The 11725-nt window shown below is 65.2% G+C and carries 11 protein-coding genes; all 11 read left to right on the top strand.

Going from position 1 to position 11725, the window contains the following annotated elements:
- A partial coding sequence (locus AC5JJ6_RS22960; protein ID WP_496044278.1) for a class I tRNA ligase family protein occupies nt 1-892 on the top strand: 892 nt, incomplete at its 5' end.
- 503 nt (nt 893-1395) lie between these two features.
- Nucleotides 1396-2256 (top strand): terminase small subunit, encoded by an 861-nt coding sequence (locus AC5JJ6_RS22955; RefSeq protein WP_496044277.1) that lies wholly within the window; start codon nt 1396-1398, stop codon nt 2254-2256.
- 171 nt (nt 2257-2427) lie between these two features.
- Nucleotides 2428-4167 carry a dihydroxy-acid dehydratase gene (gene ilvD / locus AC5JJ6_RS22950; protein ID WP_496044276.1) on the top strand — a complete coding sequence of 580 codons (1740 nt, stop codon included), beginning with the start codon at nt 2428-2430 and terminating at the stop codon, nt 4165-4167.
- A gap of 54 nt (nt 4168-4221) precedes the next feature.
- Nucleotides 4222-5025 (top strand): YdcF family protein, encoded by an 804-nt coding sequence (locus tag AC5JJ6_RS22945; protein WP_496044275.1) that lies wholly within the window; start codon nt 4222-4224, stop codon nt 5023-5025.
- A 64-nt stretch (nt 5026-5089) separates the two neighbouring features.
- Nucleotides 5090-6091 carry a septal ring lytic transglycosylase RlpA family protein gene (locus AC5JJ6_RS22940; protein WP_496044274.1) on the top strand — a complete coding sequence of 334 codons (1002 nt, stop codon included), beginning with the start codon at nt 5090-5092 and terminating at the stop codon, nt 6089-6091.
- A 45-nt stretch (nt 6092-6136) separates the two neighbouring features.
- Complete coding sequence (locus AC5JJ6_RS22935) at nt 6137-7288, top strand: D-alanyl-D-alanine carboxypeptidase family protein (RefSeq protein WP_496044273.1); 1152 nt, start codon at nt 6137-6139, stop codon at nt 7286-7288.
- A 3-nt stretch (nt 7289-7291) separates the two neighbouring features.
- A complete protein-coding gene (tmk, locus tag AC5JJ6_RS22930; protein ID WP_496044272.1) occupies nt 7292-7921 on the top strand; it encodes a dTMP kinase in 630 nt (209 codons plus the stop codon).
- On the top strand, nt 7918-9006 hold the full coding sequence (locus AC5JJ6_RS22925; RefSeq protein WP_496044271.1) for a DNA polymerase III subunit delta': 1089 nt from the start codon (nt 7918-7920) through the stop codon (nt 9004-9006). Before tmk ends, AC5JJ6_RS22925 begins: the two co-directional genes overlap by 4 nt.
- A 64-nt stretch (nt 9007-9070) precedes the next feature.
- Nucleotides 9071-10627, top strand: coding sequence for a methionine--tRNA ligase (gene metG / locus AC5JJ6_RS22920; protein ID WP_496044270.1), 1557 nt, complete (start codon nt 9071-9073; stop codon nt 10625-10627).
- A 5-nt stretch (nt 10628-10632) separates the two neighbouring features.
- On the top strand, nt 10633-11421 hold the full coding sequence (locus tag AC5JJ6_RS22915; protein ID WP_496044269.1) for a TatD family hydrolase: 789 nt from the start codon (nt 10633-10635) through the stop codon (nt 11419-11421).
- Nucleotides 11418-11725 (top strand): MBL fold metallo-hydrolase (locus AC5JJ6_RS22910; protein WP_496044268.1); only part of this gene is annotated, 308 nt, incomplete at its 3' end. The genes AC5JJ6_RS22915 and AC5JJ6_RS22910, both read left to right, overlap by 4 nt.

The raw sequence follows: 11725 nt of genomic DNA, 5'->3' as shown, positions 1-11725 counted from the left end.
CTATTGTCAGATGAACGAATGCGCGGCGCAGCCGGGCTTCGATCCGGCATCGGTCAAGCTGACGGTCAACCGCTGGATCGTCGGCGAGGTCGCCAAGACTGCCGCCCGTGCGGCAGAAGCCATCGAAGCCTACCGCTTCAACGATGCGGCCAATGCCCTGTACCAGTTCAGCTGGAACACCTTCTGCGACTGGTATCTGGAGTTTACCAAGCCGATCCTCAACGGTGACGACGCCGAAGCCAAGGCGGAGACCAGCGCCACCACCGGCTGGGTCCTCGACGAGATCCTTCAGCTCCTCCATCCCTTCATGCCCTTCATCACCGAAGAGCTTTGGGAAAAGCTCGGCACCGGCCGGGAACACGGCCTGATCCGAGCTTCATGGCCGCAGTTCGGCTCCGACATCGCCGATGCTTCGGCGGAGACGGAAATGGACTGGGTCGTCCGCCTGATCTCCACGGTGCGCGGCGTCCGCTCCGAAATGAACGTCCCGGCGGGCGCCCAGATCCCGCTGCTGCTGAAGGATGCTGCGCCCGGGACGGTGCAACGGCTCGATACCTACCGCGACATCATCCTACGGATGGCCCGCCTGTCCTCCGCCGACACGACTTCCGATGCGGCTCCCAAGGGCTCCATCCAGGCTGTGCTGGACGAAGCGACCGTCGTACTTCCCCTGGCCGGCGTCATCGACGTCGATCAGGAGAGGGCACGCCTGTCGAAGGAGATCGACAAGCACGCCGCGGAGATCGCCAAGATCGACCAGAAGCTCGGCAATGCCAACTTCGTCTCCCGCGCGCCCGCGGAAGTGATCGAGGAACAGCGCGACCGCCGCGCCACGGCCGAAGCCGCCAAGCAAAAGCTGGCCGAAGCCCTGGCGCGGCTGAGCGCCACCTGACGCGACACCTGGGGGATGATCTCAAAATCATCCCCCAAATCCGTCATAGCCTCAAGCCGCCATGTCCCCCGATCGTCATGCCAAGACTTGATCTTGGCATCTCCTGGCGTCGATTAAGCGGATTAGGCAAACTTCGTAGTGATTCTTGGTCTAAGACCAAGATCCGGAGAGATTGACCTTTAAGAATACTTTCGGCATGTAGGTCGGTCTAAAGCGAAGCGGCAGCCGACAAGCAGGCGCGTCTATGTCGGCTGCCGCTTCGCTTTAGACCGACCTACGGCATGAGGGTCTTTAGCAGTCAACTTCTTTGGCGCTTCGTTAGTTTTTTCGGTGACAGTGTAAATTACTGCCAAATAAATCGGTGGCAGTTTCGTAATAATCCACTTGCTGCCCACACCAACGGCTTTCCCAGCCAACTCTCTACACACAGCGCTCACAACGATTGACGACGCCAGCGAAAAAGGATAATAATCCTCTCATCAACATCCCGGAAAGTGCCCGCCATGCCCCAGTCTGCTGAAGTTTCAGCCGATACCCCGTTCCATGCCCGCACGCCGGAGCAGCCGCTCCCGCACCGGCAGGAGGCTTTCGCGCGGCACGTGGCCGCCGGCCGCAGCCTGACCGAAGCTGCGCGGCTGGCGGGCTATGCCTGGGACAGCGCGCGCCAGACGGGGTCGCGCCTGATGAAGGAGCCGCACATCGCGGCACGGGCGGCCCATCTTGCCCATGCGAGGGACGATCAGCGGCAAGGCGAACTGGACGAACTGGTGTCGGTCCTCAAGCGCGTCATGATCGACAGCATGGGACGGCAGAACGACTTCGCCGCCCTTCGCGCCATCGACATGATCGCCCGCCTGCGCGGCCTCGTGCCGACTGCGGCCAAGCGATCCAGCGGCCTCGAAACGGCATTGGAGGAAATGCGTCTTCAAGAGCCCAAGCCCGGCGAAGTGGAAGAGGAAGCCGGGCAGGGGGCCGAACAAGGCGACGGCATCCCCTCGCGGGGACCCGCCCCGGACGCCGAATCCGACACCGTTTTCGATCCGCCGATGCCTCCGGAAGCGCCGGCGGCGGTCGATGCCTCACCGGCGCCCGAACCGGCGCACCCCCGCTCCATGGACCGGTCGGTTCAGCGTGCCGCCGCACTGGAAGCCAACCGCGCCGCCGTCAGGCGGCGGATCTTCTGTTGCGAACACCTGCTGACCCTTCACCCGGAGCTATCCGGCAGAATAGATGACCCGAGCGACGCTCTGGCCTACTTCGACGAGAGCGACCGGTTGCTGCCAACGGAGCTCTGGCCGTCGGACACCATTCCGGCCTCCGTTCCCGCCGGCGGCGAGGGGCCGGCCCCCGGTAATGACGTTTGATGACATCTGTGCCCTTTTACCGGGGGTGTTGCGCCCCGGAATCCATGCGGCAGCCGCTTCCCTCCCATCCGGACCGCAAACCGGACTGGGCTTTGCCGGAACACGGCGCTATGTTCCGACGCAAGAAATGCAGCCCCACGGGGACCTGAAAGCAACAAGAGGGAGTCGGCCATGCCCTACGGCGACAAGAAAACAACCACCTGGGACAAGTCCAATCTGCCGAGCCGGCATGTCTCCGTTGGACCGGAGCGGGCGCCGCACCGCTCCTATTATTATGCCATGGGAATGACCGAGGAGGAGATCGCGCAGCCGTTCATCGGTGTCGCGACCTGCTGGAACGAGGCGGCCCCCTGCAACATCTCGCTCAACCGCCAGGCTCAGGCCGTCAAGATCGGCGTCAAGGCGGAGGCCGGGACCCCGCGCGAGTTCACCACCATCACCGTGACCGACGGCATCGCCATGGGCCATGCCGGCATGAAGTCGTCGCTGGTCAGCCGGGAAATCATCGCGGATTCGGTCGAGGTGACGATGCGCGGCCACTGCTACGACGGGCTGGTCGGGCTGGCCGGCTGCGACAAGTCGCTGCCCGGCATGATGATGGCGATGGTGCGGCTCAACGTTCCAAGCGTCTTCATGTATGGCGGTTCGATCCTGCCCGGCCGCTACAAGGGCAAGGACGTCACGGTCCAGGACGTGTTCGAGGCGGTCGGCGCCCACAGCGCCGGCAAGATGAGCAACGAGGACCTGCACGAACTGGAATGCGTCGCCTGTCCTTCCGCCGGGTCCTGCGGCGGCCAGTTCACCGCCAACACGATGGCCTGCGTCTCCGAAGCGATGGGTCTGGCGCTCCCCGGTTCCGCCGGCGCTCCGGCTCCCTATGAGAGCCGCGACGCCTATGCCGAAGCCTCCGGCCGCGCAGTGATGGAACTGATCCGGCGCAACATCCGCCCGCGCGACATCGTCACGCGCAAGGCGCTGGAAAACGCCTGCGTCGTCGTCGCCGCGTCGGGCGGTTCGACCAATGCCGGCCTGCACCTGCCCGCCATCGCGCATGAATGCGGGATCGAGTTCGACCTGCACGACGTCGCCGAAGTGTTCAAGCGCACTCCCTACATCGCCGACCTAAAGCCCGGCGGACGCTACGTCGCCAAGGACCTGTTCGAGATAGGCGGCGTACCGGTCCTGATGAAGGCACTGCTCGACGGCGGCTACCTCCACGGCGACTGCATGACGGTGACCGGCAAGACGATCGCCGAGAACCTCGCCGACGTCGTGTTCCCGACCGATCAGGACGTGATCCGCCCGACCAGCGACCCGATCACCCCGACCGGCGGCGTCGTCGGATTGCGCGGCAACCTCGCTCCGGGCGGCGCCATCGTCAAGGTGGCCGGCATGAAGAAGCTCCAGTTCTCCGGCCCCGCCCGCGTGTTCGACTGCGAGGAGGAAGCCTTTGCCGCCGTCGAGCGCCGCGACTACAAGGAAGGCGAAGTGATCGTCATCCGCTACGAAGGACCGCGCGGCGGTCCCGGCATGCGCGAGATGCTGTCCACCACCTCGGCCATCTACGGCCAGGGCATGGGCGACAAGGTGGCCCTGATCACCGACGGCCGGTTCTCCGGCGCCACGCGCGGTTTCTGCATCGGTCATGTCGGTCCCGAAGCGGCGGTCGGCGGACCGATCGGCCTGCTGAAGGACGGCGACATCATCTCGATCGATGCCGACGCCGGCACCATCTCGGTCGGACTGTCGGACGACGAGCTGGCGGAACGCCGCAAGGCCTGGACTGCTCGCCGTCACGACTTCCAATCCGGCGCTCTCTGGAAATACGCTCAGACCGTCGGTGATGCGGAGAAGGGAGCGGTCACCCATCCCGGCGGGGCGGCGGAAACCCACTGCTACGCCGACATCTGATCGTATCGGCGCGCCCGTCCCACTCCAGCTTGAACAGGTCAGGCGCCTCGCATCATGATCTTCGTCCTGTCGAAGCTGGGGTGGGCGCTTGTCCGCCCCGGCAACCTGCTTGCCCTGATGCTGATCCTGGGGCTGATGTTCCAGGCCGCACGCCGCCCGCCGTTCGAACGTCCGGGAAAAAAGCTGGTCATGGCATCCGTGCTGCTGGTGGCGGCCCTGACCCTGCTGCCGGTCGGGCAGATGACGCTCCGCCCGCTGGAGGACCGCTTTCCCCAGCCTGAACTGCCCGGCCGGATCGACGGCATCGTCCTGCTCGGCGGCTCCGTCAATACCGAGATGTCGGCGGACCGGGGGCAGCCCGTCCTCAACAGCGCCGGCGAAAGGATCACGGAGTTCGTCGCTCTGGCGCGCCGTTATCCGGAAGCCAGACTGATCTTCACCGGCGGATCCGGCTACGTCTTCGCCGGCGACCTGCGCGAGGCGGACGTGATCCGGACCGTGCTGGACGGCTTGGGGTTCGATACGTCGCGCATCGTCTTCGAGCGCGAGTCGCGCAATACCTATGAGAACGCGCTCTTCAGCCGCCCTCTGGCCGACCCGGCCCCGGGCGAGACCTGGCTTCTGATCACGTCGGCCGCCCATATGCCGCGTTCGGTCGGCATCTTCCGCCACGCCGGATGGCCCGTCACCGCCTATCCGGTGGATTACCGGACGGCGGGTTCGCTGACCTGGAGTCCCGATCTGCTCTACGGTCTGGATGCCCTCAACGAAAGCCTGCGGGAATGGGTCGGCTTGGCGGCCTACCGGCTGATGGACCGCACCGACTCATGGTTTCCGGCACCTGTACGAAACGATTAACCATTTTTGTTGGAGGTTATGATTATATGAGGTAGTTTCGCTCCGCCTTTAGAGGGAAGTCAGGATGGCCGGTAAAGCTATGGCCAAGGATTCAGTCGCCGGCAGGTCGGGTGCGGGCAAGATGCCAAGGGGTCTGCTGATTGCCGTGGCCGTTCTGGCGCTCTCCGGGTGTGCCGAAACCAAGCAAGGTCAGAAGTCGGCCGTTCAGGGTCAGGCGCGTGCGGTCGGCGGCTACAAGATCGGGGAACCGTATCAGGTCAAAGGCGTCAGGTACTATCCCAAGGAAGACTTCGGCTATGACGAGACCGGTCTTGCCTCCTGGTACGGTCCGGGCTTCCATGCCGAAACGACGGCCAACGGCGAGACCTTCGACCAGAACGAGCTGACCGGCGCCCACAAGACCCTGCCGTTGCCCAGTCTCGTCCGGGTGACCAACCTGGAGAACGGCCGCTCGATCATCGTCCGGATCAACGACCGCGGCCCCTTCGTTCCGGGCCGGATCGTCGATCTGTCCCGCCGAAGCGCCCAGTTGCTGGGTTTCGAAGGGCAGGGCAGCGCCAAGGTCAGGGTCGCGATCCTGCCGAAGGAAAGCCGCGCCATAGCCGCGGCGGCCCGTGCGGGGCAGGCGGGCGTCAGCGTCGCCGACATTTCGCCCGACGGAGCACCCAAGCCGGTTGCGGCGCCGCGCGCCGCCGTCCAGGTCGAGGGTGCTTCGCCGGTGGCGCGGCAGGTCGCGGAGCGGCCGGCCTTCGATCCGTCGCAGACCGTGGCGGGCGCCACCGTCGACGGAAGGTTCCTGCCGGCCGCCGTCGTCGCCGATACTCCGGTCAGGTCGAACGGCAGGTTGTACGTGCAGGCCGGGGCCTTCACGGTGTATGACAATGCCAACAGGCTGCGTGCCCGGCTGTCGGACCTTGGCACTACCCGGATCGATCCGACCATGGTCGGTCAAACCCAGTATTTCCGGGTTCGAATCGGTCCGCTATCGAGCGTCGAGGCTGCCGACTCGATCCTCAATCAGGTCATCGAAGCCGGCAACAACGGTGCCCGCGTCATCGTGGACTGAACCGGATCCGCGTCAGAATCAGGAAACAGAGGGTAGCAAAAACAGATGTCCGTCGCCCATCCGCGCAAATCGATCGCCTGGATCGCCGGGATCATGATCTCCTGCATCGCGTCCGCCACGTCGGCCGCGTCGCTCGACACCATCGCGAAACAGGCTGTTCTGATCGATATGTCGACCGGCACCACCCTGTTCGAGAAGAACGCCCATCAGCGCATGGCGACATCGTCGATGAGCAAGATCATGACGATGTACATGGTCTTCGAGCGGATCAAGGCGGGCCGGCTGTCGCTGGACGATACCATGCCGGTCAGCGAGCGTGCCTGGCGCATGCAGGGCTCCAAAATGTTCACGGAGCTGAACGCGCAGATCAAGGTGGAAGACCTGATCAAGGGCGTGATCATCCAGTCCGGCAACGACGCTTCGGTCGTCCTCGCCGAGGGGCTATCCGGCTCGGAGGAGCGGTTCGCGGAGGAAATGACCAAGCGGGCCCGCGAGCTCGGCATGGCGGACAGCAGCTTCAAGAACGCGACCGGCTGGCCCGACGACAACCACTACTCGACCTGCTACGATCTGGCCCTGCTGGCGGAGCACCTGATCAAGGAATACCCTCAGTTCTATCACTACTACTCGCAGACCGAGTTCACCTATCACGGCATCAAGCAGGGCAACCGCAACCCGCTGCTCTACCGGAACATGAACGTCGACGGGATGAAGACGGGCCATACCGAAACCGCCGGCTACGGCCTGACGGCTTCGGCCGAGCGCAACGGCCGCCGCCTGATCCTGGTGGTCAACGGCCTGCCGAGCATGCAGGGCCGCGCTGACGAGTCCGCCCGCATCATCGAGTGGGGCTTCCGCGAGTTCGAATCCTATGCGCTCTTCAAGAAGGGTGAGCCGGTCGAGCAGGCCGCCGTCTGGATGGGCGCCGCCGGCACGGTCCCGCTGGTGGTCGAAGACGACCTTCGCGTCACGATGAACCGAGACGAGCGCAAGAACCTCAAGGTTTCGGTCGTGCTGGAGGAACCGGTGCCGGCGCCTGTCGCCAAGGGCACCAAGCTTGGCAAGGTCGTGATGGAAGCGCCGGGCTTCAGCAAGCGCGAAGTGCCGCTGGTCGCAGGGCAGGACGTCGAACGCCTCGGCTTCATCGGCCGCATCGGCGCCGCTGCCATGCATCTCGTTTCAGGCTCGGGTAGCTGACCGGTGACGCACGGACGCTTCATAACCTTCGAAGGCGGCGAGGGCGCCGGCAAGAGTACCCAGGTACGCTTGCTGGCCGCAGCGCTGGCCGGGCAGGGGCGGGACGTGCTCGCCACCCGCGAGCCAGGGGGCGCCACAGGCGCCGAAGAGATCCGCAAGCTTCTGGTCTCCGGCGACCCCGGCCGCTGGGACGGGGTGACCGAAGCGCTGCTCCACTTCGCGGCCCGCCGGGACCATCTGGCGCGGACGGTCTGGCCGGCGCTGGAATCCGGCCGCTGGGTCGTCTCCGACCGCTTCGCCGACAGCACCATGGCCTATCAAGGCTACGGTCATGGCCTCGGACGCGAACCGATCGAGCGCCTCTATGAAGTCGCCGTCGGCGGTTTCGCTCCCGACCTCACGCTGATCCTCGATATCCCGCCGGAAGCCGGCGTCACCCGCGCCCATGCCCGGCACGACGGTGAGGACCGCTACGAACGGATGGACCTGTCTTTCCATCGACGACTGCGCGACGGCTTCCTGGAGATAGCGTCGCGTGAGCCGCAGCGCTGCGTCGTCATCGACGCCTCCGGCACCGTGGACGAGGTCCATGCCGCCATCATGAAAGCCGTCGCCGACCGCCTGCCCGCATGACCACCGAATTCCCCGATCCGCGTCATAACCCGGACCTGCTCGCCCACCACGCTGCCGAACAGGTGCTGCTGGATGCCTGGAACTCCGGCCGGTTGCCGCATGCCTGGTTGATCGGCGGCATTCCCGGGATCGGCAAGGCTACCCTTGCCTTCCGATTCGCCCGCTTCGTCCTGGCCAACGGCACCGAGCAGACCGGCGGCCTGTTCGGCGACCCGCCGCCCGCCACGAGCCTCCATGTCGCCCCGACGCATCCCGTTTTCACGCGGATAGCGTCCAACGGGCATGCCGACCTGCTGACCATCGAACGGCCGTTCGATGACAAGAAAGGCCGGCTGAAGACCGACATTCCGGTCGATCAGGTGCGCCGGATAGCACCGTTCCTTCACCTGACCGCCGCCGAAGGCGGCTGGCGGGTCGTGATCGTGGACGGCGCCGACCGGCTCAATACCAGCGGCCAGAACGCGATCCTGAAGATCCTGGAAGAGCCGCCGGCGCGCACCGTGCTTCTCGTCGTGACAGAGAATCCGGGCGGCCTGCTCCCGACGATCCGGTCGCGCTGCCGCAAGCTGCTGCTGCCGCCGCTTCCCGAGGATGTCGTAAGCGATCTGCTGGGACGGCATCAGCCCGATCTGCCGGACGCCGACCGGGCGGCGCTGGCGCGTCTAGCCGAAGGCAGCATCGGCCGCGCCCTCGACTTGGCCTCGGCGGGAGGCTTGACGCTATACCGCGACCTGATGGGGCTGCTCGGCACCCTGCCCAAGCTCGATCTGGTGGCGGCGCATGGGCTTGGCGACAAGCTGGCGCGCAAGGGCGCCGATACGGCATACTATGCGGTGACGGATCTGCTGGTATGGTGGCTGGCCCGCTTCGCACGGTCCCTCGCGCGCGAATCGCTTCCCCCCGAAGTGGTTCCCGGCGAGGCAGCCCTGATGTCCCGGCTTGCCGGGGATCGCTGCCTTGATCGGTGGGTTGAGGTGTGGGAAAAGGTCAACCGCCTTTTCGCACGGGCCGAAAGCGCCAATCTCGATCGAAAACAGGTCATTCTGAATGCCTTGCAGACGGTGGAGGCTGCCGCCTCCACCTGATGCGGAGCGGTACCATATATATCCGTACTATATAAAAGACGACACGCCGCGCAGGAGAGCCGAAATGGCCGGGTCAAAGCCCTATTACATCACGACGCCGATTTACTACGTCAACGACGTTCCGCATATCGGCCACGCTTACACGACCCTGGCGTGCGATGTCCTGGCCCGCTTCATGCGCCTCGACGGCTATGACGTGAAGTTCCTGACCGGCACCGACGAGCACGGCCAGAAGGTCGAGAAATCGGCCAAGCTGGCCGGCATCGATCCGCAGACCTTCACCGACCGGGTATCGCAGAACTTCCGCGACCTCGCGGCGGCGATGAACTATTCCAACGACGACTTCATCCGCACGACCGAACCGCGCCATATCGTGGCCTGCCAAGCGCTGTGGCGCAAGCTGGCCGACAAGGGTGAAATCTATCTCGGCTCCTATGCCGGCTGGTACGCCGTCCGCGACGAAGCCTTCTACGGCGAGGACGAGCTGACCACGACTCCAAGCGGCAAGAAGCTGGCGCCGACCGGCGCCGAGTGCGAGTGGGTCGAGGAGCCCAGCTACTTCTTCCGCCTCTCGGCGTGGCAGGACCGGCTGATCAAGTTCTACGAGGACAACCCGGATTTCATCCTGCCGCCGGGCAAGCGCAACGAGGTCATGGCCTTCGTCAAGTCGGGCCTGCGCGACCTGTCGGTCAGCCGCACGACCTTCGACTGGGGCGTGCCGGTACCTGGCGACGAGCAGCACATCATGTATGTCTGGCTCGACGCGCTGACCAACTACATCACCGCGGTCGGGTATCCCGATACGGCGCCGGACAGCGACTACGGCAAGTACTGGCCGGCCGATCTCCACATGGTCGGCAAGGACATCCTGCGCTTCCACACGGTCTACTGGCCTGCCTTCCTGATGGCGGCAGACCTGGAGCCGCCGAAGCGCGTGTTCGCCCATGGCTGGTGGACCATCGAAGGCCAGAAGATGTCGAAGTCGCTGGGCAACGTCGTGGCTCCGGATGCCCTGGTCTCGACCTATGGTCTCGACCCGACCCGCTATTTCCTGCTGCGCGAAGTTCCCTTCGGCAACGACGGCGACTTTTCCAGGCGCGCCATGGTCAACCGCCTGAACGGCGACCTTGCCAACGACTACGGGAACCTTGTCCAGCGCGTGCTGTCGATGATCCAGAAAAACTGCGGCGCCAGCGTGCCGCAGCATGGCGAGTTCAGCGAAGCCGACGGCAAGCTGCTGGGAGCCTCGGCGGCGCTGCTCGAAACCGTTCGGCGGGAGTTGTCGGTGCAGGCTTTCCACAAGGCGATCGAGGCGCTCTGGGGCGTCATCGGCGACGCCAACCGCTACGTCGACGAGCAGGCGCCCTGGGCTCTGCGCAAGACCGATCCGGCCCGCATGGGTACGGTTCTGTATGTTCTGGCGGAGACGATCCGCCGGCTCGCCATCCTGACCCAGCCGCTGATGCCCGACGCTTCGGCGAAGATCCTGGATCAGCTCGCCGTGCCGCAGGACGAACGCGGCTTCGACCGGCTGGCCGAGGGGCAGGCGCTGGCTTCCGGAACGCCCCTGCCGCCGCCGCAGGGCGTGTTCCCCCGGTTCGTCGAGGAAGCGGGAAACTGAGTGCGATGCTGATCGACAGTCACTGCCATTTGGACTTCCCGGACTTCGCCGAGGAACGGGACGAGATCGTGGCGCGGGCGAAGCGGGCAGGGGTCGGCCGGATGGTCACGATCTCGACCCGCATCAGCCGGTTCGACCAGATTCGTGAGATCGCCGAAGCCTACGAGGAAGTCTACTGCACCGTAGGGGTCCATCCCCATCAGGCGGCGGAGGAGCAGGCAGTCACCTCGGTCGAAAAGCTATTGGAACTCTCACGGCATCCGAAGGTCGTCGGTATCGGTGAAACCGGGCTCGACTACTTCTACGACAACAGCCCGCGCGACATCCAGGAAGCGGGCTTCCGCATACACGCTCAAGCCTGCCGCGAAACCGACCTGCCGATCGTCGTTCATACCCGTGACGCGGATTCGGACACGGCCAGGATCCTGAAGGAGGAAGGGGCAGGGCAGGGCTTGCGCGGCGTGCTGCACTGCTTCAGCTCCGGCCGGGAACTGGCGGAACAGGCCTTGGAGTTCGGCTTCTACATCTCGCTGTCGGGTATCGTCACTTTCCGGAAGTCCGAGGAACTGCGCGACATCGTCCGTTCGGTCCCGCTGGACCGGATTCTGGTCGAGACGGATGCGCCCTTCCTCGCACCGATGCCGAAGCGCGGCAAACGCAACGAACCGGCCTTCGTCGCTCACACCGCCGCCGTGGTCGCGGAGGTCAAGGGCATCCCGGTCGAGGAACTGGCGGCCCGGACGACCGAAAACTTCTTCCGCCTCTTCAACCGGATGCCGGCGCCGACGTCATGAGGATCACGGTTCTCGGCTCCGGCGGTTCCGCCGGCGTTCCGCTGATCGGCGGCGACTGGGGGGCTTGCGACCCCGCGAATCCAAGGAACCGGCGCAGGCGTCCGTCGATTCTGGTCGAGGATCGCGGTGTCCGCGTTCTGGTGGACAGCGGCCCCGATGTCCGCGAACAGTTGATCGCGGCCGGCGTCACTTGGCTGAGCGCTGTCGTCTACACGCATTCCCATGCCGACCACACACACGGGATGGACGACCTGCGCGGGATCAACATCGCCATGGGCAAGCCGCTGGACGCCTATGCCGACCG

The sequence above is a fragment of the Skermanella sp. genome, from assembly GCF_059503625.1.
Note: the sequence above shows the minus strand (reverse complement) of the source record. Positions and strands in the feature narration are given on the sequence as shown.